This window comes from Leucobacter fengyongliangi (assembly GCF_052386045.1).
Genome location: NZ_CM126356.1, coordinates 263,047 through 286,409, shown reverse-complemented (window position 1 = coordinate 286,409; position 23,363 = coordinate 263,047). Strand labels below are relative to the sequence as shown.

Annotated in this window: 22 protein-coding genes and 1 pseudogene; 7 read left to right on the top strand and 16 right to left on the bottom strand. The window is 59.4% G+C overall.

The window, feature by feature from the left end; all coding sequences use genetic code 11:
* Position 1 precedes the first annotated feature (1 nt).
* The 14 genes from ACTNFK_RS01370 to ACTNFK_RS01305 all read right to left on the bottom strand — a co-directional run bounded on the left by ACTNFK_RS01370 (position 2) and on the right by ACTNFK_RS01305 (position 14,677).
* Positions 2 to 778: an electron transfer flavoprotein subunit beta/FixA family protein gene (locus tag ACTNFK_RS01370; protein WP_435937049.1), complete on the bottom strand. Its 777-nt coding sequence runs from the start codon at positions 776 to 778 to the stop codon at positions 2 to 4.
* A gap of 224 nt (positions 779 to 1,002) precedes the next feature.
* A complete protein-coding gene (locus tag ACTNFK_RS01365; RefSeq protein WP_435937048.1) occupies positions 1,003 to 2,205 on the bottom strand; it encodes an acetyl-CoA C-acetyltransferase in 1,203 nt (400 codons plus the stop codon).
* On the bottom strand, positions 2,202 to 3,089 hold the full coding sequence (locus tag ACTNFK_RS01360) for an acyl-CoA dehydrogenase family protein (RefSeq protein WP_435937046.1): 888 nt from the start codon (positions 3,087 to 3,089) through the stop codon (positions 2,202 to 2,204). Before ACTNFK_RS01360 ends, ACTNFK_RS01365 begins: the two co-directional genes overlap by 4 nt.
* Entirely contained in the window at positions 3,086 to 4,213 is a 1,128-nt protein-coding gene (locus ACTNFK_RS01355) for an acyl-CoA dehydrogenase family protein (RefSeq protein WP_435937045.1), read from the bottom strand. The genes ACTNFK_RS01360 and ACTNFK_RS01355 overlap by 4 nt, the downstream gene beginning before the upstream one ends.
* A gap of 106 nt (positions 4,214 to 4,319) precedes the next feature.
* Positions 4,320 to 5,111: a cyclase family protein gene (locus ACTNFK_RS01350; protein ID WP_435937092.1), complete on the bottom strand. Its 792-nt coding sequence runs from the start codon at positions 5,109 to 5,111 to the stop codon at positions 4,320 to 4,322.
* 131 nt (positions 5,112 to 5,242) lie between these two features.
* A complete protein-coding gene (locus tag ACTNFK_RS01345; RefSeq protein WP_435937044.1) occupies positions 5,243 to 6,070 on the bottom strand; it encodes an SDR family NAD(P)-dependent oxidoreductase in 828 nt (275 codons plus the stop codon).
* 50 nt (positions 6,071 to 6,120) lie between these two features.
* Positions 6,121 to 7,314 (bottom strand): ABC transporter permease, encoded by a 1,194-nt coding sequence (locus ACTNFK_RS01340; RefSeq protein ID WP_435937043.1) that lies wholly within the window; start codon positions 7,312 to 7,314, stop codon positions 6,121 to 6,123.
* The gene (locus tag ACTNFK_RS01335) at positions 7,311 to 8,783 is read right to left on the bottom strand and encodes an ATP-binding cassette domain-containing protein (protein ID WP_435937042.1); all 1,473 of its coding nucleotides are present in this window, start codon (positions 8,781 to 8,783) and stop codon (positions 7,311 to 7,313) included. Before ACTNFK_RS01335 ends, ACTNFK_RS01340 begins: the two co-directional genes overlap by 4 nt.
* A 625-nt stretch (positions 8,784 to 9,408) precedes the next feature.
* On the bottom strand, positions 9,409 to 9,555 hold the full coding sequence (locus ACTNFK_RS01330) for a hypothetical protein (RefSeq protein ID WP_445117183.1): 147 nt from the start codon (positions 9,553 to 9,555) through the stop codon (positions 9,409 to 9,411).
* 110 nt (positions 9,556 to 9,665) lie between these two features.
* Positions 9,666 to 9,806 (bottom strand): hypothetical protein, encoded by a 141-nt coding sequence (locus ACTNFK_RS01325; protein WP_435937040.1) that lies wholly within the window; start codon positions 9,804 to 9,806, stop codon positions 9,666 to 9,668.
* Between the two features lie 212 nt (positions 9,807 to 10,018).
* Positions 10,019 to 10,483 (bottom strand): HtaA domain-containing protein, encoded by a 465-nt coding sequence (locus ACTNFK_RS01320; protein ID WP_435937039.1) that lies wholly within the window; start codon positions 10,481 to 10,483, stop codon positions 10,019 to 10,021.
* Between the two features lie 8 nt (positions 10,484 to 10,491).
* Positions 10,492 to 12,114, bottom strand: coding sequence for an FAD-dependent oxidoreductase (locus ACTNFK_RS01315; protein ID WP_435937038.1), 1,623 nt, complete (start codon positions 12,112 to 12,114; stop codon positions 10,492 to 10,494).
* 40 nt (positions 12,115 to 12,154) lie between these two features.
* Positions 12,155 to 13,462, bottom strand: a complete 1,308-nt coding sequence (locus ACTNFK_RS01310) for a cytochrome P450 (RefSeq protein WP_435937037.1) — start codon at positions 13,460 to 13,462, stop codon at positions 12,155 to 12,157.
* 183 nt (positions 13,463 to 13,645) lie between these two features.
* A complete protein-coding gene (locus ACTNFK_RS01305) occupies positions 13,646 to 14,677 on the bottom strand; it encodes a sugar ABC transporter substrate-binding protein (RefSeq protein WP_435937036.1) in 1,032 nt (343 codons plus the stop codon).
* A gap of 454 nt (positions 14,678 to 15,131) precedes the next feature.
* On the opposite strand from ACTNFK_RS01305, the gene ACTNFK_RS01300 reads away from it, so the two are divergent.
* The 3 genes from ACTNFK_RS01300 to ACTNFK_RS01290 are packed head-to-tail and all read left to right on the top strand — an operon-like array spanning position 15,132 to position 17,294.
* Positions 15,132 to 15,917, top strand: a complete 786-nt coding sequence (locus tag ACTNFK_RS01300) for an enoyl-CoA hydratase/isomerase family protein (RefSeq protein WP_435937035.1) — start codon at positions 15,132 to 15,134, stop codon at positions 15,915 to 15,917.
* A 59-nt stretch (positions 15,918 to 15,976) separates the two neighbouring features.
* Positions 15,977 to 16,966, top strand: coding sequence for an SDR family NAD(P)-dependent oxidoreductase (locus ACTNFK_RS01295; RefSeq protein WP_435937034.1), 990 nt, complete (start codon positions 15,977 to 15,979; stop codon positions 16,964 to 16,966).
* Positions 16,920 to 17,294 (top strand): nuclear transport factor 2 family protein, encoded by a 375-nt coding sequence (locus ACTNFK_RS01290; RefSeq protein WP_435937033.1) that lies wholly within the window; start codon positions 16,920 to 16,922, stop codon positions 17,292 to 17,294. Before ACTNFK_RS01295 ends, ACTNFK_RS01290 begins: the two co-directional genes overlap by 47 nt.
* Positions 17,295 to 17,342: 48 nt before the next feature.
* On the opposite strand, the gene ACTNFK_RS01285 is transcribed toward ACTNFK_RS01290, so the two are convergent.
* Entirely contained in the window at positions 17,343 to 17,798 is a 456-nt protein-coding gene (locus tag ACTNFK_RS01285) for a VOC family protein (RefSeq protein WP_435937032.1), read from the bottom strand.
* A 295-nt stretch (positions 17,799 to 18,093) separates the two neighbouring features.
* On the opposite strand from ACTNFK_RS01285, the gene ACTNFK_RS01280 reads away from it, so the two are divergent.
* Positions 18,094 to 18,849 (top strand): EthD domain-containing protein, encoded by a 756-nt coding sequence (locus ACTNFK_RS01280; protein ID WP_435937031.1) that lies wholly within the window; start codon positions 18,094 to 18,096, stop codon positions 18,847 to 18,849.
* 122 nt (positions 18,850 to 18,971) lie between these two features.
* Here the strand turns inward: ACTNFK_RS01280 and ACTNFK_RS01275 are convergent, their stop codons facing one another.
* The gene (locus ACTNFK_RS01275) at positions 18,972 to 20,159 is read right to left on the bottom strand and encodes an LLM class flavin-dependent oxidoreductase (RefSeq protein ID WP_435937030.1); all 1,188 of its coding nucleotides are present in this window, start codon (positions 20,157 to 20,159) and stop codon (positions 18,972 to 18,974) included.
* Between the two features lie 241 nt (positions 20,160 to 20,400).
* On the opposite strand from ACTNFK_RS01275, the gene ACTNFK_RS01270 reads away from it, so the two are divergent.
* The 3 genes and pseudogenes from ACTNFK_RS01270 to ACTNFK_RS01260 all read left to right on the top strand — a co-directional run.
* The gene (locus tag ACTNFK_RS01270; protein ID WP_445117182.1) at positions 20,401 to 21,462 is read left to right on the top strand and encodes an LLM class flavin-dependent oxidoreductase; all 1,062 of its coding nucleotides are present in this window, start codon (positions 20,401 to 20,403) and stop codon (positions 21,460 to 21,462) included.
* Between the two features lie 267 nt (positions 21,463 to 21,729).
* The gene (locus tag ACTNFK_RS01265; protein ID WP_435937028.1) at positions 21,730 to 22,800 is read left to right on the top strand and encodes a sugar ABC transporter substrate-binding protein; all 1,071 of its coding nucleotides are present in this window, start codon (positions 21,730 to 21,732) and stop codon (positions 22,798 to 22,800) included.
* Positions 22,801 to 22,962: 162 nt separating this feature from the next.
* Positions 22,963 to 23,355 (top strand): annotated as a pseudogene (locus tag ACTNFK_RS01260) (ATP-binding cassette domain-containing protein); the annotation flags it as partial.
* Positions 23,356 to 23,363 lie beyond the last annotated feature (8 nt).

Genomic DNA, 23,363 nt, shown 5'->3' with positions numbered 1-23,363 from the left:
CCTATGCGAGACGGTTCTCAACGAGGTAGTTGGCGATCTGTTCACCGGCATCTCCCCCGTCTATGATCTTGACACCGGCTGCGCGCGGTGGCTTCTCGTTGATGCTCAACATGATCGACCGAGGTGAGACCGCGTGATCAATGCTCACATTCAGATCTGCGAGGCTTTGCGTTTCGAGCGGCTTCTTCTTCGCTGCCATGATCCCTTTGAAGCTCGGGAAACGCCCCTCGGGTAGCGCCTCAGTGATGGAGATCACTGCGGGGAGCGCCGATGAAACATGTTGCACGCCACCGTCAACTGGTCGCCTTCCGCTGACCACGGACTCCGTGATCTCGACCTCGCTCAGCCCCGACAGCAGCGCTACTTCGAGGTGCTCGGCGAGTGCGGCCGGCACCATACCACTCATACCATCGGTGGCAGTGTTGCCAGCGATGATCAGGTCGAAGCCTTCGTGCCGTGAAGCTGCCGCAAGCACCTCCGCGGTGAGCATGATATCTGCTCCGCGGAGTTCCTCGTCGACGACCTGGACGGCGCGCCCGGCTCCGACGGCCAGCGCCTTGCGCACCGTGGTAGACGCGCTCTTGGGACCGACCGAGAGCGCCACTACTTCGGTGCCCTCGTGGGCGTCGGCGTAGGAGAGGGCGACTTCCAGACTCCGCTCGCTTATCTCATCAAGGACAGGATCGCTAGCCCCGCGATCCGCAAGACCGGTTTCGAGATCGAGCTTTCTGTCGCTATACGTGTCAGGAACTTCCTTAACGAGAACAATGATCTTCATGTTACTTCCCCTCGGGGCCGGGCAGTTGTGGTCGGAGGTCGCACCTCAGTCAGGGTGACTAGCCGCAGGTGTTCCGAAACCTCAGTGCTGCGAAGTAATGCGTCAGCGCTTTCGGAATTCGAAATCAAACAATCGGTTGGTAGTTATTATAGATACCCCACCCGGCTAGGTCAAACCAATCGTGGCTTCGTGCGACGCAGATTGACAGTGGTCGTGGGCCCTCCCTACGAGAGGCGCTCTACCACCATTGCCATTCCCATGCCTCCAGCAATGCACATCGAGACTACGCCCAATTGCTCGTCTCGATGCTGCAATGAATTGATGAGCGTGGTCGTGATGCGCGCGCCTGTCATTCCAAAAGGATGACCCAGCGCGATCGCTCCGCCGTTTACATTGAGCTTCTCGAGCGGGATTTCCAACTGTCGGGCCGAGGGTATGACCTGCGCGGCGAAGGCCTCATTGATCTCGAACTGATCGATACTCTGCACGCTCATCTTTGCGAGCGACAGGGCGCGACGCACGGCTTCGACCGGGCCGAGCCCCATGATCTCGGGAGAAAGCCCAGAAACAGCGGTCGACACGACCCTCGCGAGCGGCGTGAGGCCGAGCTCCTTCGCCTTGGCATCACTCATCAGGACCAGCGCGGCGGCACCGTCGTTCAGTCCGCAGGCGTTCCCCGCCGTGATCCGTCCGTCCTCACGAAAGACTGGTGTCAGCCCAGCCAATCCCTCCAGGGTCGTGGTCGGACGCGGGCCATCATCGGCGGCCACAATCGCTCCATCGGGAAGCTTCACCGGAGTCACGTCGGTTTCCCAGAAACCTGCCTCGGCAGCAGCTTTCGCGTTCATCTGGCTGCGGAGCGCATAGGAGTCCATCTCGGCACGCGAAATTCCCATGAGGGTGGCCACATTCTCTGCTGTAGTTCCCATATCCATGTAAATGTCGGGAAGATTGCCGGTCTCCCGGGGGTCCTTCCATTCAACCAAAGAATCCTGCATCCGACCCTGTTCAACGAAGAGTGGGTTGCGCGATTCTGGGCTGTCCGGCACCCCGGGCGCCAGCCTCGACATCATGTCCACCCCACCCGAGACACAGACCTCCGCCTCGCCCGAGCGGATCGCGTGCACTGCCATTCGGGTAGTCTGCACACTCGAAGCGCAGTAGCGGTTCACGGTGGTTCCAGGAACACCATCGAGACCCAGCAACACGGAGACCACCCGCGCGATATTGAATCCCTGTTCGCCTCCCGGAAGCGCCGTGCCGATGAGCATATCGTCAATAGTTGCCGGATCTAGCACGGGAACCTTCTCAAGCGCCCGCTGCACCATCTGCGCAGTGAGATCGTCGGGCCGTATTCCAATGAGTGAGCCCTTGTATGCCCGCCCGATAGGGGAGCGAGCCGTAGCTACAATGACAGCTTCAGTCATGATTTCGAAATCCCTTTCACAAGATCGCGCAGCATTGTTACATGACGCAGCGAGAAGTGGACGCCCATCTCCCACGTGAATCCCAGCCCGCCGTAAACCTGTGTCGCGAGCTGCAAGGATTTCAAGCTTTCGGAGAGCGAGTGCGAGACAGCGAGAGCTGCGTTCTCGGGCTCAAGGCTGGCCCAGATCGCGGCCGTTTCCGCAACTTGCGCCGCAATGTGAGCATTTGCCAGATGATGCTTGACCGCCTGGAAGGAGCCAATCGGCTTGCCGAACTGGTGGCGCTCCTTCGTGAAGTCCACAGCGTCGAGAAGTGCGCGGCGCGCAACTCCGGCAGCCTCTGCGGCCCAGACCACGCTCAGTTCGTATGCGGCCGCGGCGCTAAAGCCCGAGGGGGCTTCTGCTGTCACACCCAAGAGGCTCGGAGCGTAGGAGTCCGTGGCTTGGTCACTCGGGACGATCAGACGCGCCGCCTCAGTCAAGGAGTCCAGGACGACGATGCCTTCGACCTGGCCGAATGGGATGTAAGTCTTTCCGTTCGGCGATGTCGGCGTGCTCACCGCGAACGTGACCGGTCCGTCAACCTCACGGGCGGCCGCCGAGTGGCGCTTCGCCATTATCGAGGTAATCAGGGGCAGCTGAAGCAGTGTGTCGCCCCACGCGCCTGCGACCTCGACTAGATCTCGAAGTGTAGAGGAGTCCTCGTCTTCGATGACCCCGATGAGGTCCCAGCCGGCCTCACTCATCATCCCCCATTTGATGGGGGATGCTCCTTCAATATAGGTGGCAACGTTCGTGCCAGCTGTTGCCCGGCGGGTAGTCTCGCGGATTATCTCCGCGAAGGCGGAACCCAGCTCTCCGGCTGCAGTGTTGATGAGGCTCATCGGGGCATCCCCAATACTCGTTCGCTAATGATGTTGCGCTGGATCTCGTTGCTGCCCGAGTAAATCGATGCCGCGCGAGTCTCCAGGTACTGGAACCGCCAGTGATCCACGGTTGTCCCGTCCGCTGTCTCGAGTCCAAGCTCGGCGATCTCTTTCCAGAGGTCGCTCCAGAAGACCTTCAGAATGGAAGTCGCTCGGAAGTACTCGGTCGGATCTTCCTCTAGCGCAAGCGACTTGGAGACCTGCCAGCGAATGAGTTCGACACGCGCCTCTAGGGAGTCGAGTCGCAATTTATACTCCGGTTGCTCACCCAGCGACGCACGGAGGAGGTCCATATCGGCACGGATCTCGACGTATCGACTCGCGGCCTCGACACCACCGCGCTCGTTGGTGAGTACGGTCATCGCGACCTTCCAACCGTCGCCTTCACCAGCGACCACGTCTTCATCAGCGACAAATACGTCGGTGAACTGCACCTCGGCAAAGTGCGAAAGCCCGGAACTCTGTCTAATCGGCGAAATGTCTACGCCTGGCTGGTGCATGTCGAGCAAGAAGAGAGTGAGGTTCTTGTACCTGGGCGCGTCTGCATCGGTCTGGGCGAGCAACAAGCAGCGATCCGCGTGTCGAGCGAAGCTGGTCCAGATCTTGCGGCCATTGATGAGGTAACCACCGTCGACCTTTGTCGCACGGCATTTCACTCCGGCAAGATCGGAACCGGCATCGGGCTCCGAGAAGCCCTGACACCAGATCTCGTCACCGCTGAGGATCTTCTGAAGATACTTGCTGAGTTGCTGCTCGGTGCCATGCGCAACAAGCGTTGGCGCCGTGAGAATGCGGCCAATGCGGGCGAGTCCGTCGGGGGCCTGGGCACGCCCCGCGAGCTCAGCGAAGATGACTTCTTCAGCAACTCCGAATCCCTGCCCACCGAACTCCTTCGGGAGTGAAAGGCCAGAGTACCCTCCACGATACAACTGTCGATCCCACTCCCGGCGAATCTCGTTGCCCTCGTCTTCACTCAGCGAACCGCGGTTCTCTCGCCAACGCTTCGGAACACTCTCTTCGAGCCACGCCTGCGCTGACGATGCAAAGTCTCGCTGACCACTCCCGTCGTTACTCTCCACCATTGGCCATCAGCCTTTCTCAAATTCACCAAACGATTGGTTCATTATGTCATTCTGGTCAGGATAGAGCCAGCCCAGATGTAATCGACTCTGACCGGCCCCCGTAGTGTCAGATTCCCGAGACGATTGCAATGGGACGGATCGGAGACCCCGTGCCCCCAGCGATACGCAAAGGGATACCAATGAACGTGAACTCCGTGTATCCGGACTCACCAAGTACTTCGAGGTTCAGCGACTCCATGATCGGAATGCCGCACTCGACCAGATTGTGCACGTGCACAGGCAAATTGATGATGTTGGAATCCGGCTTATGCTCGTAGTTCATTGTGTCCGATCCGGTTGCAACGATGCCGCGCGCACTCAACCATCGGGCACCCTCGATGGTAACGCCAGGGAGCCCGGTGGCAAGCCCAATATACCGCTCCGGATCGCTCCAATATTGCATCCACCCCGTGCGGATGAGCATCACGGATCCCGGCTGAGGTTGTTCATGCGTCTCAAACCACTTTTCGAACACTTCTGGGCCGATGCCGTCTGCGGGCGTGAGGTCACGACCGAAGAACTCTGGTCCGTTGAAGAGGTGGCCACGCCCAATCATCGGCAGCGATTCCTCAATACTTCCGGCATCTAGACCATCCATGCAGTCGAGACCCATGAGCACGTCCCGATCACCAAAGATCTTTCCGTTCTTGGACACATGGCCAAGCGCATCGACGTGACTACCTACATGAGCTCCCATAGCAATCATCTCCATTGCGGCAGAGACTCCGTCTTTGTATCCATGACCGCCGTGCGTCTTCGCCATCGCAAAGGCGTAGGGAGGATGATGAGGATGACGCGCCATACCATTCTCAAGCCGAACGGCGAGGTCGAAGATCCTCGAGCGCCCTTTGAGCTCCACATCCAGATGGGTATCAGCGTACGATCCTGACCAGTCCACTTCAGTTCTCCTCAATGATTTCTCCTGCCACACAGCGTGACAGGCCAGCTCGGGCTTTCGCCCCCAGTTCAGCGCCCGCGCTCAGGCTTGGGCTATGCCGGAAACTCGGCAGCAGCCGCAACCACATCGATTGCAAAGCTCCCCTGCGTGACTGCCGTTGCCCCACCATCTACAGGCAGGTTCACCCCGGTCACATACTCAGAGAGATCGCTTGCGAAGAACACCGCTGCGCCCGCGACATCTCTCGGACGACCGAGTCTTTGCAACGGCTGGGTATGTCCGATCCGATCCGAGAGGAAATCGAGAAAGCGCTCATTCTCTTCCATCGGCACACCGAACGTCCGCGTCATGATCGGAGTCGCGATCACACCCGGTGAGATTGCATTCGAGCGGATTCCATGTGCTGCCAACTCAGCGACCGCCTGATGGACGATGCCGACGACGGCGTGCTTGGCTGTAGTGTAAGCAGCGGAACTCCAGCCACCCTCGATTCCCGCGGCCGAAGCCGTGGAGATAATCGAACCGCCGCCGCCCTGCGCGATGAACTGACGGGCTGCAAACTTGTGCCCGAGCAGCACCGAACGTGCGAGCAAGCTCATCGAGCGGTCGAAGCCTTCGGCACCAATCTCGGTCATCCCGGCCCGGTCTCCCCCGTCGCCGGCGTTGTTGAACATAACGTCCAGGCGTCCAAAGCACGAGACCGCTTCTGCGACCAGTGCCTCAATTTCGCTCTCCTGTGTCACGTCAGCGTGCACATAGTGTGCGTTCACGCCAAGCCGATCCGCGATTTCGCGCCCCCGTTCATCTTGGATGTCCCCGATGACGACCTTCGCGCCCAACTCGACGAAACGCTCAACGGTTCCGAGACCAATCCCGCTGGTGCCACCGGTGATAACGCAGACTTTGTTCTCTAGCAGCATGACATTCCTCTTGGTAAAACTTCTCGACGTAGATTGGAGCGGCGACTGTGTCAGCTTGATCGTCGTCGAAGTATTGAAGACAACGCAACCGCAACGATCAACACTGCACCATTCACGAACTCAATCCAAGTGAACTTCAGACCGCCCTCGATCAGGCCTTGAGCAACCCAGGCCACGAACACACCACCGGCTACCGTACCCAGAACGGTGAAACGACCGGCTGAGAAAATCACCGTGGAGAGGAAGCCCGCGGCAAAGGCTGGGAGAAGGAAGCCGCCTGCGACGTTCGGTGAGGCTGAGCCTTGACTAGCCCCGAGCAGGATGCCCGCAAATGAACTGAGCGCCCCGGTCACCATGAATGCAAGGATCGTCTCCTTGCTGGTGCGGACGCCGGCCAGACGTGCAGCAAGCGGGTTCGATCCGGTGGCCTTGATATTGCGCCCCCAGCTTGTACGGTCCATAAACAGCCAGACCAGGAACACCAAGATGATGAACACGCCAGTCAAGACCGAGAGGGACTCGAACCACGCGAAAAGGTTGATTCCCAGTTGCAGAAGGCCGAGCACCGCAAGAACTACGACGACGCGGATCACACCCCAAGCCACGCGGCTCAGCTTCTTCGGCTTGATACGTCCGAGTCCGATGAACACCCCCAGCGCCAGAAGCGCGAAGAGTGCGATCTGGATCCAGACCGGAAGCTTGTTAGTGTAAGCACCCATTTGGAGGAACCACTCGGGCATTGGCGTACCGCCGACCTGCGTCACTGAAGCGCCGCCGCCAAACACCACGGAGAGGCCAAGCAGCACACTCCCCATACCCAACGTGGCGATAATCACGTTCACGCCGATCTTGGTGACGATTATGCCGTTCAAGAAGCCGGCGGCGGCACCCATCAGCAACACAAGCAGCAGGACGAGCGGAAGTGGCAACCCATAGACCGAGGTGAGTCCGACTGTGAGGAATGCTGCGAGCGTGGCATTACCCGCGATGGACAGATCGAACGCACCGCCGAGCAACCCCACGACTGCCGCGAGCGCGAGCACAAGCACGGGAATGTTCTGGTGGATATTCAACACCCGTGAATTCCCCAGGAAAAAGCCCTGAGTCAACCAGAAGTGCATGCCGATAAACAGGAGCACAAATACCGCGACGGTGACGGAGCGCACAAACCACTCCTGCGACCAGAAGGCCTGCTTAGTCTTTCGGCCGTCTCCGACGGCAAAGAGTGTCTCGGTGTTGGTCACAGTATGGCCTCCAATTCCTTTTCGCTGAACTCACTCATAGGTCGAGGGGGCGCCAGCTTGCCCTCGACGACAACCGTCAACATCTCGCTGAGGGCCAAAAGATCCTCAGTGTCCGAACTCAACACGAGCACCGCGCAACCCGCAGCGGCCCGCTGCTTAATAAATGCGTAGATCTCACGTCTGGTCTTCACATCCACACCGCGCGTCGGCTCACATAGCACCAGCACGCTCGCCTCACTCATCACCGCACGTCCGAAGATGATCTTCTGCTTGTTCCCGCCGGAGAGTGCACCGAAACGATAGTCGCTGTCCTGCGGCTCGACACCGTACTCTTGGACCGCCCTGGCCGATGCATCCGACTCACGTTTGGGGGAAAGAAGGCCCAGCGCGTTCTTCCAACGTGGCAGCGACGAGATAGTGAAGTTTTCACGGACTGTGAACTCATCGAATCCACCCTGGCTCTCACGATGAGGTGGCACCATAGCGGCGTTCACGCCATCCGCGAAGACGACCTTCCCGCGTTCGACCTTCTGTTCACCGGTCATGATGTAGGCGAGATCGTGCAGCCCGGAGCCGAGGAGCCCACCGACACCGATGATCTGGCCAGCGCGCAGATCGAGCGAGACGGGACCAAATCCTTTTGAGACAACATTCTCTACCCGCGCAAGCACCTCCCCGTGCACCACACCCTGCGCCTGCGCGACATCAAGGGAGTCGGGGTCTGCAGCGTTGAGCTCGTGATTCATCAGCATCTGCGTCAAGCTCGTACTGTCGAGATTCTCTGCGCTCTTGTCGACCGCAAGCTTCCCGTCAATCAGAATTACGACGCGTCTGGTAACTTCGAGCACCTCGGAAAGTTTGTGCGACACCATGATAATGGTGGCACCGCGCTCGGCACTCCGGGCAAGCGCATGAGTCACACGACGCGCATCCTTCGGTGGAAGGGTCGAGGTCACCTCGTCAACGAACATGATCCGCGCCCCCCGATAGAACGCGCGTGCGACCGCAAGCAGGGCCTTCTCTGCGGGTGAGAGCGAACTGACCAGCGAATCCACGGAGAGATCCAGCTCGACCGCGGCCAGCGCTTCACTTGCCGCCTCGCGCTCGGCCTTCAAATTGAGAATCGGGCCAAACAACCGCATCGGTTTCTGAGCCAAACGCATGTTCTCTACAACGGTGAGATCATCGACGAGCCCGAGATCCTGGTGGATGAAACCAACAAGAGGGTGATTCCCGAGCGATGAAACCGGTTGACCGTCGAGCAGAATACTGCCAGAAGTCGCAGTGTAAACTCCATCAAGAATCTTGATCAGGGTGGACTTCCCAGCACCATTCGGGCCGAGCAGGCCAACAAATTCTCCCGGGGAGAACCTCAGCGAAACACCGCGCAACGCCGCGTAGCTGCCGAAGTTCTTCTGCAACTCTCGGATCTCAAGAGTTGGAGTTTTCAGAGTCGAAGCATCATCCATGGTGAATATCTCCTAACAATAGCTCTGAGCGGTGGGCGAGACGGATTGTTCTTCGCCGCCTGCGCCCAATTATCGAGGGGTGAGGACTTTCCGAGCTTTCACAGAGGCAGCAGGTTGTCACCCAACTCGAAGGCGGCCCCAGAGTGGTCGGTTTTCGCCACCTGCCTGCATCCCGCGCGCATGAACGCAGTGGCCATCAACATGCCGAGTGCAGTATGGGTACACCTCGGCGGCGACTGACATGCTTCATACTTTCTTTCCTTCTACTCCGTTGTAGTCGTTCGAGTCGAAACTACCATCCGTTTGGTTAAGAAGCAAGCTATGACTATACGATCCGCCCAAACTGAGGGCCCAAGTGCCAGAGCCTTGGGTGCACCACGGAACGGGCCGCTGCACCTCACCGGAGCTCCCAACTTGAGAAGGTGCCCCGCGTCGAACGGAAGCGTCACCCCGGTGACGTAGCGGGCCCCGTCTGATGCGAGCAGGAGAAAGGTGTTGGACACATCGAAGGATTCGACCCAGGGCACCGGGATCGCGTTAATCCTCTTCGACCGCTTGATAAAGACGTCGATCCCCGGCTTCTCGATGACCGGGGCGAAGAGATCGCAGGTCGCTTGGGAGTGGATCATCGGCGGGTCCACCTGGGTTTGGTGTAGCTGTTCACTCGAATGAACTCCGGAGCGAGTTCAAGCGCTAGCGTCAGCATTAGACCGACCACTCCGCGCTGGGAAACCGAGTAGTGACCTATGCTTGCAGAGGCTTCGAGACCCACCGCCGAACTGGTCGGGACGACTGCTCCGCCCTGGCCGCCCGCCCTGAGATGGGAACGGGGGCTTTCGCTGTGTGCCACCGGCCCGTCAGATTCGTCTCGATCATGTTGTGTCAGGTCTCGGCGCTGAACTCTTCGATCGGGCCGGTGGTCGTGTCGAAGCCCGCACTCGCGCTGACGATTTCCAGCCGACCGAGCTCGGCGACTCCCGCGTCAAAGACGCACCTCAACCCGTCGTAATCGCGAGGATCCACCAGCCGAGGGCTCCCATCTGCCGCACAGCCTCCGCGAGGTCTTCCTCCATCGCGACCGCGTATGGGGCACCGGGATGGGCTCACAAAGGTCGATCGCAATGATGTCGAGGCCCTCCTCGCCAAGTGGGCTACGTGCGAACGACCTTGACTGCGAGCCGCGCCAGTTATAAGCGCCACCTTTCCCTCTACTCTTTCCGCCATGCTCTCACTCATCATTTCTCCGAAACCACGATTCGCGCCATCTCCGACCCAGCCGGATACACTCCACCCATCTCCTGGGAGGAGAAGGCGTTGATCCTCACATCAAACTCGATGACGCCCCCGTCGCCGTCAGCACCCGGCACCGTCAACAACTCTGCGAAATCAATCCTTGAAGCATCGTCGATCGCGTCGACGATGCTCAGCGCCTGGCCGGAGCCTCGGGACGCGATACGGGGGTCCTTGATGCGCATGTCCAACATCCCACCATGCCCGGTGAAGTGCACGACCCCAAGGAAACAAAGTTCAGTGCCCGATACCGAAGTCGCCTGCGGAAAGCAAAAGGCTCCGTCAGTGTCACGGTAGGCACCGCGAGAGCAGCTGATCTCCGCATCCGGAATCTGCCGTTCGACATAGGCGATAAACCTCTCGTGTATCGCCCAAATCAGCTTCCGTGGTGACTCCCGCTCTTCGATCATGGCACTAGCTACTCTTCGCCCGGTACCCGAATGACAATGCCGTCTGTTTGCGTACACGCGACAATTTGACAGGCGAGGCGTGAGTTTGGGCGCTGGAGCGGGAGGAACTCGACAAGCACCTCTTCCTCGTACTCTGGCTCTGGTAACTGATCTATCCAGGGCTCGTCAACGTAGACGTGGCAGGTGCCGCAGGTTGCCATTCCGCCGCATTCCGCGACGATCCCGGAGACGTTCTGCTTCATAGCTCCCTCCATCAGCGTGTGCCCGTCTTCGATTTCAACAGACACCACTGCGCCAGCGGCAGTGACGAAAGTCGTTAGGGCAAATCCTTCCCGACCCCCAGGGCCGGGAAGCTCGTCGGCAGACGTCCCGCCCAGATCCCCTCTATTGACCGGCACCGAGTCCGTAACTGGAAGCAACGCAGAAACGTCAAAGGCAAGGTCCGCCAATTGATCTGGAGTCACTTTGACCCCTTCCGATATCAGTCTCTTACCAACCAGGAAATCAGCCTGCGTTCCCACCGATTCGACACAGTTCAGAGATCCGTCGACGAAATGAAAAACGGAGAAGCGTCTTCCGTCCCCCGAGTAGTCCCGCACAATTGCCTGATCCGCAGCGTCTCGCACACCTGCAATTTGGATCTTCAGTTCGTACTGTTCGGACCAGAACCACGGAGTCTCTGGCGTTGAGGCAGGACGACCGGAGATCACATGCGCCACGCGCTTCGCCTGTTCGATCGCGCTCGGAATACTTTCGAACTGTAGACGCCGACCGCGAGCGCCAAACTCACGCTCGGTGATGTCCCCGACGGCAAAGATACTGGAATCCGAGGTTCGTGAATCAGCATCCACCTCGATCGCCGCAGCCACGCGCAGGCCCGCGGACCGTGCGAGCTGCAGATCAACTTGTGAGCCGATGCCGGACAGTACCAACTCTGTTCTCAGCCGACGGCCGGAGCTGAGTTGGAGTTCCCGCACGAATCCGTCTCTTCCGGAAGCCCCGATAATGGTCTCACCAAAAACGAACTCGACACCCGCCTCCCGATGTCGAGCGAGGATGCACTCCGCGAGCTCCGGGGATGCCACGCGAGACAGGATCTTTTCTCCGCGGGTGGCCACCGTCACCGTCTTCCCCGCCTGTCTCGCCACTGCAGCGACCTCGAGTCCGACCCATCCGCCTCCGACAATCGTGATCGATTCGGCGCGATCCAGCTGTTCCGCCAACGTCTCTGCATCATCTTGAGTCCGGAGGGTGAAGGCGTTCTTCGGATATTCCTCAAGCGCCGCCACCTTGTTCGCGGTGACACCCGTGGCGAGCACCAGTTGGTCATATTCGAGCTGCGAGCCGTCACTCAGAAGGACTTGCTTCTGCTCGGCATCAATGCGCACTGCTCGGCTATCGAGGCGTAGCAACACCTCCTGGGCCTCGTAAAAATCCTCTTCGAACAGAAGCTGATCGCGGCCAGAACTCAACAGTTGTTTCGAGAGAGGTGGCCGATGGTAAGGAGCGACGCGTTCGTCACTGATCAAAACTACCTGACCGTCGAAGCCTAGTTGCCGGAGCATCGAAGCCGTGGTCGCACCGCCATGCCCGGCACCGACGATGACGACTCGTGTCTCGGATGTGCCCATTCCAGTTCCACCACCAGAACCTCGGGTATCCATTTCGGTTTCAGACCTCCGTGTACTGCACCGGTAGTGACTTGAATCCGCTCACAAAGTTCGAGACCTTGTTCACTGGGTCGCCGAGCAATTCCAGACCATCAATCCGGGCAAGGAGTTCCTCGAACAGCACTCTCATCTCCATCTTGGCAATGTGCTGCCCCAGGCATACATGAGGTCCGAAGCTGAATGCCACATGCGGGTTTGGCCGCCGGGAGATGTCGAAGGTCATCGGGTTCGAGAACACCTTTTCATCCTGGTTTGCCGACTGCAAGGAGCACATCAGACGATCGCCCGCCTTGATCTCAACACCCTGCAAGACCGTGTCCTGCGTCGCATTCCGCATGAAGTGCTTCGCCGGAGTCGCCCAGCGCAGGCTTTCCTCGACAAGCCCGTGCAAAAGCTTCGGGTTCTCCCTGACTGCACGCAACTGATCAGGGTGAGTGGCGAGACCATGGATGCCGCCGGCGATCGAAGAATTGACGGTGTCGTGGCCTGCCAAAGCGATCGACATCACCAGTTCCACTTGCGCCATTTCGGGCATGTATTCGCCGTTCGGTAGCTTCGAGGTGGCGATCGCAGTCGTGAGATCGTCACGCGGGTTCGCGTGCCGGTCTCTGACGACCTTGAGAAAGTACTCGCGGAATGCCTCTGTGGATTCTAGCCACTGCCGTGCCATTGCTTCAGGTGTCGCCGGGACATCGTCCTTGCGCCAATCTGGATCGTCGCCGCCGAACGTGTCCTGGGTCAGTTTCATCATGAGATCCCAGTCCGACTCCGGAACTCCGAGCAGATCCATAATCACTGCGAGCGGGTAATCTGCTGTCAGCTCCCGAACGATGTCGCACGACCCGTTGTTTCGCTCGAGCATGCGGCTCACTGAGTCGACGGCAAGCTTCCGGAAGCGCGGCTCATACCCTCTGATCTGGGCAGGCAGGAACGCATGCGCAGTCGTCTCACGAAACAGTGTGTGAACCGGTGGTTCCACGTAGCTGAGATTGTAGGTCATAACCTTAGTGTGACCGCCGAGCATGTCCCTCAAATACTGGTCACCGGCTTGGGGCTGCAGCATGATGTTGACATCAGCGTTGTGAAAGAGTTCAGCGTTCCGCAGCACTTCCTGGACCGCCGAATGAGAGCTGACGATCCACACCGGATCGTAACCGTCGACCGATGCCTGAGCGATCGGCGCATGCTCCCGTAACCACTTCAGCGCTGGGAGGACCGTGCCCTGCAGATCCCCGTAGGACTTGGGCAGCACGACCGCTTCAGCAACGTCTTGAGGAACCGTCAAATTCTGCAGCAGATTTGTAGACATGAGTAGCTTTTCTCCTTTGAAAGTGCTTCTCCAACACTCTATCAATTAACCAAACGATTGATCAAGAGTTTCAAGCGGGATGCTTCTCGTTCTCCGAGAGCCGCGGCGACGCTTCCGCGGCGGCAAACGGAAAAAGCGGGAGGCGACAGTATTGCTGCGCCTCCCGCTTGATCACTCAATGGGTTAGTCTACTCCCCAGACCTTCTTAAACTCGGCCTGCCAGTCACCCTCGGGCGCGAACTCCGTAAAGTCTTCCACCGTGTCTAGGGTCACGAGCTGCATCGGTAGCTTCGAGGCATCCCACAGCTCAGCGCCGCTGACCGCGCGCATCGCGAGATCGACGCCAGCCCAGTCACCCCAGTAGTAGGGAAGCGCCACAGTACCGATAAAGGGCGTGTCACCACTGCGAATCATATCGATGGCTTCCGCATCCGCATCAAAGCCTCCAATGAAGACATCGGTCCGACCGATGCTCTGCAGGGTCTTCACCATGGGAAGTCCGACAACATCGGCCATCGAGTTGACGTATATTGGCTCGCCCGGCGGGTTCGCGCTGAGGAACGCGCTCCACTGGGGCGGGCCCGGAAGTCCGATGTCCGCCGAAGGCTGTGTCAGATTGTCCATGAGCTCGCACGTATCGCAGTTTTCAGAGACGATACGGTTGAATCCATTGGCACGGAGGACCGTCGCGTAGGAGCCCTGATCCTCGAGGCTCATCATCCGGCCGGTGGCTTCGGACTGCTGCACCATGTACCAGCCGAGAATCTCACCCTGCGTCTCGAAGTCAATCGTCGAGTAGATCAAGCCCGCATCTGCGAGCTCTGGGAAGAAGGGGCACATCACGCACACCATCACCATGCCCGACTCGAGAGCATTGGTCACCGACTGGCCGACATCCTGCAAGTTCGCGGAGCTAAAGAGCATCGCATCGCGCCCTTCCGCCACTGCGGTGTCGATCAATCCACCGATGACCGGTGACGAGAACTCACCATCGAACGGGCCGCGCACATCCCAGCCTGCGGCCTCGAACCCCTCGACCGCCCGCTGTGCGTTCAGGCCGACGACCTCTGCAGCCATACCCTGAGCCACCACGTCAACACTGCCCGCAACAGGGGTGAAGGGCTCCAGCTCAGGGAACACCTGGTCAAAAGAGGAGTACTCCTCGACCTTCTGGTTCGCCAGCTCAAGGTTCGCTGCCGCGTCTCCACTGGACACGCTACCACCATCGGAGGCGTCGGAGCCGGCACCGGACTGCGCACACCCAGAGAGAGCCAGTGCGCCAGCCAGAAGCAAGCCAAGGCCGCCAAGGAGACGGCCCTGCTTTTGAGTTCTTAGTTTCAAGAGACTACCTTTCTACTTCATCGTAGGAACGGATCATGGTCTACCATCCGTTTGGTAAAGCTTACAAGATCCTTCACCCCTCACAACCCATCGTGACCATGCTGTGACGAAACCCGTGCCCACAGCACCGGGCAACGTCACCAGCGATATTCCCCTTCATTACCCAGCAAGCGCGGTAGCCCCGGAGGCGGGACGACATCGAACTCACACACGCTACGGGATTCCGGCTACGATTACCCAACCAACCATTTGGTTTAGTCTTTGATTGCACCGTCACACGCAGCGGACACGACATTCTAGAAATGCCTCATCAGCCAAGGAGAATGACATGACATCGGAGCACACTGAAGTATTCGGATCCTTCACCCTCGCAGTCGAACACGGCATCGGACTTGTCACCTTTAAACGCCCTCCGGTGAATAGTTTTCGTGTCTCGACTTATGAGGAACTGCTCGCCCTCACGGAGCATTTGGAGACCAGAAATGACGTGAAGGTCGTCGTACTCGCGGCTGGCGAGAAGTCCCGTTGTTGGTGCGGTGGTGCCGACGTCAACGATTTCGCGGATATGGATAGCGAAAGCCGGGCAGAGCGTTACGAATTCGTCAACGCGGTGATCCCGCGCTTCGCGCAGCTGCAGCGCCCGGTGATCGCAGCCATCTCCGGGCACACTATCGGCATCGGAATCATGCTGGCCGCAGTCTGCGATATCCGCATCGCCGCCGACACCGCGCAGTTCGCCACCCCGGAGATCAACTACGGCCTGATAGCTGGCACCTCGAGGATCCTCGCTTCACTCGGCATGCCGGAGGGACTGATCCGCGAACTCGCCTACACCGGGCGACGTGCGACGGCACATGAACTTGAACGAGCCGGGTTTATCGGGCACGTCGTCCCTAAGGAGGAAGTGCTCGATCGGGCTCTCACCCTCGCCGGAGATATCGCTTTGAAGGGGATCGACATCCTGATGACACGTAAGCGAGTCTTCGTTGAGCACGAGCAGATGGGTTGGTTCGAGGCGTACCGCCACGCGCAAAAGGCTTCTTCCACACTCGTCGGATCCGAAGAGGCGAAGGCCGGTGTCACGGCCTTCCTCAGCGGTGACTCACGCCCCTGACGCGCCGCAATCGCTTGGCAGCGAAGACCTGAACGAATAGACATCAAGAAGGAGTCAATATGCACGAGCTTCGCTTCGACGGCCAGGTCGCAGTTATTGCCGGGGCAGGACGCGGATTGGGCAAAGGATATGCGGAACTCCTCGCTGCACGCGGGGCACGGGTGGTGGTCAACAACCGTATTCGGCCTGGAACAGAGAGCGAGACACCCGTCGCTGAAGAGGTCGTCGCCGCAATCGAGCAGGCCAACGGCACCGCAGTAGCAGACACATCGGATGTCGGCACGAAGGAGGGTGCGCAACACGTCATCGCGACTGCGATCGAGCATTTTGGGCGGGTGGACATCGTCCTTAACAACGCCGGCATCGTTCACTTCTACAAGTTCGAGGACTACCCGGACGACGAGTTCGATCACATGCTCTCAGTTCAGGTCGGCGCAAGCTGGCACCTGACTCGGGCCGCTTGGCCGTACATGATTGCCCAGGGATATGGCCGGGTGGTCAACACCGTCTCACGAGGAGCCTTCTTCGGTGATCCGCAGGGTGCCGCCTACGCCGCATCGAAGGGCGCGGCCTACGGTCTAACCCGAGCCCTCGCTGTCGAAGGCGAACCGCACGGGATTCGCGTCAACGCGATTTCACCGACTGCATGGACTCCGTTGTACCAGCGGGCACCCGACGTGAGCCCGGAGCGTCGCGCCCTCCTAGAGCGCGACTTTACCGTCGACCGAGTCGCTCCTGTCGTGGCATTCCTCGCCCATGAGAGCTGCGACTTCTCGGGTCAAGTCATCGGCGCAGCCGGCCAGCACGTCAGCCGCATGTACATCGCGCAAACTGCCGGTACCCGTTTCGAGTCGAGGCCATCGCCGGAGCAGGTGGGATACACCCTCCCCGAAATATGGGACGAGAGGGGGCGACTGCCATGGGGCTCGTCTCGGCCGGGGCCCGAGGCAGCGGCACACCTGCCTCGGAAGTGCCAGCTTCGGCGCGGCGAAACCAAACGGCATGATGTCACCGGGCGAGCTCACGGGGTCGTGGCGCATCGCCTATAATTCGCTTGACCTGAATGCACTGTACCGGATCCTGCACCCGAAGATCGCCCTCGTTCATCACGGTCACGGGCCGCTCACAATTGGGCGAGACGCGGTTCTCGAACGGCTGGCTGCTGCTGCGCAGGGCCCGTTTCCAGGACGTTGCTTCTCGGAGCCGCGGAGAATCACTATTTCCGGAGACATCGCAGTGGTCGAGTACGATTGGCAAGCCGAAGCGGTACGCAATGTCGAGGGAATCGCGCGCGCCGGGGAATCGGTGACTATTAGGATCTGCGCGGTGGTCATCACGCGAGACAACCGGATTGTCGAGTACACCGAATACGGGTGAACGGCCCCTCCGGTAACCCGTGGCCACAGGAGCGAAGCCCGGCCCGGATCAACTTTTCGGAAGCTCGACGAACTCCAAGACAATGCCATCGGCATTCGTTACATAACAGGCCTTGCCGCCTGCTCGGGGCCCAACTGTGATTGCCGTCGGCACCCCCGCGGCCTGCCAACCATAGGCGCTCGCCTCCGCCAGGATGCCCGTAATGCTCGTAACGTAGAACGCGAGATGGGCAGCACCGGAATCGCAGCTTCTTCCCTCGATACGACCGCGATCATCCGGCGCGCGGTACCTCAACAGTTCCACCACTATGCCGTGCCCCTCTACGAAGCAGGCCTCGATTTGCGCGTCGGCCACGCCAGTGACCGAGCTGCAGAAGTCAGGGCTCAGGGAGACCTCCGCCCCTGTACTGAAACCGAGCACCTCCACGAAAAACGCCTTCGTGCATTCGATGTCGCTCACCGTCACACCGAAGTGTCCGCAACCGACCACCTTAGCTATGTTCACGCCGCCGCCCCTTTCTTCTCGCACGAACTCAGTTACCATACGAACGATTGATCAATGAAAAATGAGTATACCGAGCAGGGACCCGGATGATCGGAATGCGAGCCGCGGGAATTGGCCGAATGCACCGGATCGGACCGCCTCGGAGCTTCTTCCCCAGGGCTGCCATCGCCGGACTCAACGCGAATCGAAACCTACGACACTACAATTCAAACAAACAGGCGGTAGAATTGGGGTTCCACAGGCTGCCGAGCGAAGGCGCTCCCCGCGGCCACATACTCACCACTGGAGTTCAATTATGACGAATGATGAATCCCCCTCGCGTCCGGTGACGGCGCAGTTGCTCCTGAGCGCGAAGCACAAACCCGAAGCACTTGCCGAGGCCTTGCAGGACTGGCTCGACACCCTCTCGCCCACCGCGTCGACCGGCATCTCGGGCGGCGTGCTTTCCACTCGTATTCCCTCCGCTGAGATCGACGGCTTCGCTCGGGAAAGAGGGTGGGCTGCCGCCCCGGACGTCCTACTCCAGCTGCATTTCGAATCACTCCACGCCGCCCGGCAACTGATCGCCGAGCTGCCGGAGACTTTCCACACGGAAGACTCAAGCCGACGGAGCGTCATGTTCTCCAATGAGCTGGTTCAGCTCGAGGATCTTCCCGAACGATGGGCAGACGGAACCAACACCGTCAAGATGATCGTGACGAATCACCCGAAGGCGGGAATGACCCTGGGCGATTTCTTCGATCATTGGAAGAATGTGCACGGCCCGCTGGTGGCCCTACACGGACCGGCGATGGGGTACCGTCGCTATGCCCAACACTATCCGGTGAGTGACCCCGTGCTCGACCGGATCACAACCGACAGGGCGTGGCACACCCCTCCTATCGGCGGCATCACTGAGGTATGGTGGACCTCGTACCCAGACATGGTCGAGGGCCTCGCGTCGGAGTCCGGTCAGGAGGCGAGCCGGGAGATGGCGAAGGACGAGGTCAACTTCGTCGGCGCCGAGCACCTCACCGCATTCCTCGCCACCGAGAAGCGCTGGGGCGCCTGACCCCTCCCGGAGTTCGGAGAGGGCCTCCCCGGAGCTACGGGGAGGCCCTCTTCTTTGATCTTCCAAAAACGGCCGTGCGATCGACGTTACACACGATCACCCGGCCCTGCGGCGCACACGAGTCAGGGAGTAAAGCTCCCCTTCTGCTTCGCTTCCCAATCGGCGGAGGCCTTCGCCTGCGCCTGGGCGACCTCATTGTTCCAATTACCCCGGAGTGAAGTGACGCGATCGAAGTTCTCCTGCTGACGAGTCGTGCGCTGTTGGAAGCGCGGAGCCACATCCCGCATCACCAGCTCATGCGATTTGAGTGTCGCCTCACGGTCGGCGATCTCGTGCCCGAAGCCGAGGAAAGCACCGAAGCCCCCAGTCTGCTTCTGGAATGACTCGATGTGCTCGGCCAACCGGTCGGGGGTGCCGATCACCATGAGGCCAGACTCGTTCAGCTCATCGAGCGTGCGGTCGAAATCAGTGATGTCACTCAGCGAATCGGCAAGTCCGGTGGTCCTGCTGAAGTAGTCGATGAGATGAAGCAGCCCATATCGGGCCTCCTCGCGAGCTTGAGCTTCCGTCTCTGCAATGTGATAAAAGCTCACCAGACGCCAGCCACTGCGATCCACCGTCTGACCATACTCAGCAGCTTCCTTTTCGACCGCCTCCCAGGTGCCTGCAAGTGCTTCGAAGCCAGCTGGACTGCTCGCAGCAATACTGAGCAGCGAAATCCCATGTTGGCCGGCAAGACGCGGACCTGCGGGGGATGCGGTTCCTGCCGCAGACACCTCGAAGTGCGGCCGAGAATAAGGCTTCACCTGCAGCTGCGCATCGACGAGCTTGAACCAGTCGGTTTCCATGTTGACAGGCTCATCGCTGCGCAGAAGTCGCATGATGGCCTCGAGCGACTCGCCGAGCCGCTTGCGGTTGCCTTGATAATCCATCCCGTGGATGTGCGCATCCCAAGCCAACGACCCCGGACCGGTACCGAGAATTACACGACCTCGACTGAGGTGGTCGAGCATCACCATGCGCTGCACCACATGCAACGGGTGGTGGTAGGGCAGGGAGGTTACGCCAGTGCCGAGCTTGATGTTCTTGGTGCGTTCGATAGCAGAAGCGATCATAATTTCGGGAGAGTTCACGATCTCCCACCCGCCGTTGTGATGCTCGCCAAACCACGCCTCGTCAAAACCGATACGGTCGCAGAACTCCACGAGTTCAAGAACGCGCTGATAACTCAGAGTGGGATCGTAGATCGGGCGAATGAGTGGCGGGATGAATGAGCCGAACCTCAATGGCTCGTTGTATGACTCGGTCATTGTTCGCTTGTCTCCTTTGGCTAGCCGCGCAATGATTTTCGTACATCATGCGCTAAAAACGGTATCGACCAATCGTATGGTTGTCAACGACACGCGCCCTTGAATGCGGCTGTAAAATGTGATGGACTTCTCTGACCAATCGATTGGTTGCCAACTGTGGCCGCACGAATCGATTGAGGCGGGCTCGCGATATCCCACGCGATGAATACCGCAGCCATCACCTATTTCGAAGACGAGGGGCATGAGCATGGCAAAACGCGTTTCATTCGGGTTGAACTACGATTTCACGAACCCATCCCGCGAACGATGGACCGAGTACTACAAAGGTGTTCTCGATCAAATCGAGTGGATCGACCAGCAGCTGCCGTTCGACCGGATCGATGTCACCGAACACCACTTCTACGAGAACGGCTACCTCCCCTCTCCCATGGTCATGCTCGGGATTATCGCCGCGAAGACATCACGCGTGAATCTCGGTTCCGCAGTAATGCAGCTTCCGCTTCATAACCCTGTCCGCTTGGCGGAAGACGCGCTACTCATCGACGCAGTGTCCGGTGGTCGACTCCGTCTTGGTCTCGGAATGGGATACTACCACCAGGAGTTCTTCGGCCTTGGCATCGATCTCTCCCACCGACTCAGCCGCACCATCGAGTCCCTGCAGATCCTCCGCAAAGCCTTTTCCGGGGAGCCTTTTTCCCACTCCGGCAAGCGTTTTGACCTTCCCGAAATCGAAGTGACTCCCCTCCCAATTCGTGAAGGCGGACCCGAAATATGGATGGGGGGCGAGGTACCAGCGGCGATCGAGCGAGCTGCGAAGCTGGCAGACGGCTTCCTTGTCTTCAGCCCGAACGGCCTCGAGCTCTACCCAAAGGCTGCTCGAGAGCTTGGAAAAGCAGAACGGGACATCCGCATGAATCGGACCTACTGGGCGATCATCGCAGAAGACCCAGAACGCGAGTTCGCGCGGGTCGGTGAAAACTGGCTCAGATTAGTCAACGATTATATCGCTCGTGGTCATCTCTCTCCACAGGGCAAAGGCATCGGTCGGCGCCCCGATTTTGAGACACCCCAAGAGGCCCTCGATGAAGGACTCCTCTTCCTCACCGATGCCGCCGGCGCGGTCGAGGCATTTAACAGAGACATCGATCAAGGCGTGACAGACTTCGACATCATGCCGATCATGCCAGGTGAGGATATCGACGGCGCCTCGGCCAGAGTCGAGTATCTCGCCTCACAGGTGCTCCCGAAGCTGAAGCTGTCGGATCACCCGTCGGCCGGCCGGAGCCTGGCACCCATCAGCTGATCAAAACCCCATTAGTGGATAACCTCCGTAAATCCGTACGACGAATGCGCACGTTTATCACCCTGCTCTCCGCGCAGGCCCGTGCGGAAAGCCACTTCTAGACGGCACGATTCCCCGTGTGCCGCAACGCGAATCACGCATGGAGACCTTGCGCTTCGAACGTTTGGTTGATTAAGGTGAGCTTGTCTCGCAAAAAGCGAGGCCGAGAGCGCGTCAACGAGTTACACGCACTCTCCAATGTCGGCAGGCATTAGCAAAGGAGCAAACATGCACATAACAAGGATGCGTCGTCTGACACTTTCAACCGCTGTGGTCGGAGTCGCAGCACTCGCACTCACGGCTTGCGGAAGCGGCACCACCGAGGATTCTGGGACGACAACCTCGACTTCGGCAACCGCCATTGACGTAGGAATCGGCGAGGTGGTGCCGCAGAACACCGACAACATCGCCATCATGATTCAGGCTGGCCCGACCTTCTCCGACTCCGCAGCCAAAGCCGAAGGCGCACAGGCCGCTGCCGAGGATCTCGGTGTGAACGTCGAGGTTTACTGGTCTGATCTCGACCCGGCAACCGAACTTTCCAACTACAACTCGATCGTCACGAGTGGCAAGTTCGGGGCGGTGGGCATTCAGTCCGTATCCCCCCAGATGTGCAAGACGGTCTCTGACACCGTCATCGATGCCCAACTGCTCGTCGCAGCGTTCGGCGGGCCACTCTGCGGCACCGGCGCTGAAATGGGACCGGATCTTGTCGCCCCGGGAACCATTGCCTACGTGGACCAGAACAACCTCATCGAGGGCGCGATGACGATGTTCAACGGCGCAGTCGAAAAGCTCGGTGATGGACCCCAGAAGGTCCTTTTCGCATACGGCAACCAGGGCCACACCACCGTCACCGCACACGAAACCGCTTGGGCTGAGTTCTCGAAAGACCACCCAGAGTGGGAGGTGATTGGCAACGTCTACACCGATTGGACCACCCCCGGCGCCTACGCCGATACGCAGAATCTCCTGCAAGCAAACCCTGATGCCACCGTCGTTTTCAGCGTCTATGTCGACATAACCGGCGGTGTGGTGAAGGCGATCTCCGATCAAGGCCTGGGTGACAAGATCTCGGTCTTCGAGAGCTCAGGAGGCTCCGAGCTATCCGCCGAACTTTTGGAAAGCGGCCAGATCCTCGGAACCGTGCCGGTGTTCTCATATGACGTCGGCTATGCCGCAGTAGAGGCGATCGTGAATACCGCGAAGGAGGGGACACCTGCCGGGTATGTCCTCCTGCCGCGCTTCGCCGAGGTCGGGATGGTCACGCGCGACACGATCGACGACCTGGGCCTATAGGGCCGACTCCAAAGTGAGGGTTGGGCGCCACTGCCTCCATGGAACTTCGGCGCCCAACCCTCGACAATCATCCTCCACAAAGGGTTGGGAGAAAACTTGGCAGAGAGCAAAGCCTTCATTTCGTTCGAGCATGTTTCACGGTCGTTCGGTCAGACCAAGGCGGTGAAGGAAGTCTCACTTGACCTCGCAATTCGCGGGAAGGTGCACGCGCTCGTGGGCGAGAACGGTGCAGGGAAATCCACCTGCCTGGGAATGGCTGCGGGCAGAATCGCGCCCACGAGTGGACGGATCCGAATAGACGGGAGCATCGTCCCCGGCGGATCGCCGAAGGAAGCAATCAGACTCGGGGTACAGGCAATATATCAAGAACTCACCGTGCTGCCAGCACTCACACCGCGGGCGAACGTCTTCCTCGGACAGCCAATTACAAAGGGTGGCTGGCTGCAGGAACGTGTAATGCAGGAAAAGTACGAGGAGTTGTGCGCCCGAGTCGGTGTCACGCCCGCTACCGCGCATCGGAGCGGGGACCTCTCGATCGCTGACCAGCAAGTTATCGAGATTCT

Bases quoted from the DNA above. Each gene is read 5' to 3' on its own strand.
- ACTNFK_RS01370 (WP_435937049.1), bottom strand. From the start codon at position 778: ATGAAGATCATTGTTCTCGTTAAGGAAGTTCCTGACACGTATAGCGAC.
- ACTNFK_RS01365 (WP_435937048.1), bottom strand. From the start codon at position 2,205: ATGACTGAAGCTGTCATTGTAGCTACGGCTCGCTCCCCTATCGGGCGG.
- ACTNFK_RS01360 (WP_435937046.1), bottom strand. From the start codon at position 3,089: ATGAGCCTCATCAACACTGCAGCCGGAGAGCTGGGTTCCGCCTTCGCG.
- ACTNFK_RS01355 (WP_435937045.1), bottom strand. From the start codon at position 4,213: ATGGTGGAGAGTAACGACGGGAGTGGTCAGCGAGACTTTGCATCGTCA.
- ACTNFK_RS01345 (WP_435937044.1), bottom strand. From the start codon at position 6,070: ATGCTGCTAGAGAACAAAGTCTGCGTTATCACCGGTGGCACCAGCGGG.
- ACTNFK_RS01335 (WP_435937042.1), bottom strand. From the start codon at position 8,783: ATGGATGATGCTTCGACTCTGAAAACTCCAACTCTTGAGATCCGAGAG.
- ACTNFK_RS01320 (WP_435937039.1), bottom strand. From the start codon at position 10,483: ATGATCGAAGAGCGGGAGTCACCACGGAAGCTGATTTGGGCGATACAC.
- ACTNFK_RS01315 (WP_435937038.1), bottom strand. From the start codon at position 12,114: ATGGGCACATCCGAGACACGAGTCGTCATCGTCGGTGCCGGGCATGGC.
- ACTNFK_RS01310 (WP_435937037.1), bottom strand. From the start codon at position 13,462: ATGTCTACAAATCTGCTGCAGAATTTGACGGTTCCTCAAGACGTTGCT.
- ACTNFK_RS01300 (WP_435937035.1), top strand. From the start codon at position 15,132: ATGACATCGGAGCACACTGAAGTATTCGGATCCTTCACCCTCGCAGTC.
- ACTNFK_RS01295 (WP_435937034.1), top strand. From the start codon at position 15,977: ATGCACGAGCTTCGCTTCGACGGCCAGGTCGCAGTTATTGCCGGGGCA.
- ACTNFK_RS01290 (WP_435937033.1), top strand. From the start codon at position 16,920: ATGATGTCACCGGGCGAGCTCACGGGGTCGTGGCGCATCGCCTATAAT.
- ACTNFK_RS01280 (WP_435937031.1), top strand. From the start codon at position 18,094: ATGACGAATGATGAATCCCCCTCGCGTCCGGTGACGGCGCAGTTGCTC.
- ACTNFK_RS01275 (WP_435937030.1), bottom strand. From the start codon at position 20,159: ATGACCGAGTCATACAACGAGCCATTGAGGTTCGGCTCATTCATCCCG.
- ACTNFK_RS01270 (WP_445117182.1), top strand. From the start codon at position 20,401: ATGAGCATGGCAAAACGCGTTTCATTCGGGTTGAACTACGATTTCACG.
- ACTNFK_RS01265 (WP_435937028.1), top strand. From the start codon at position 21,730: ATGCACATAACAAGGATGCGTCGTCTGACACTTTCAACCGCTGTGGTC.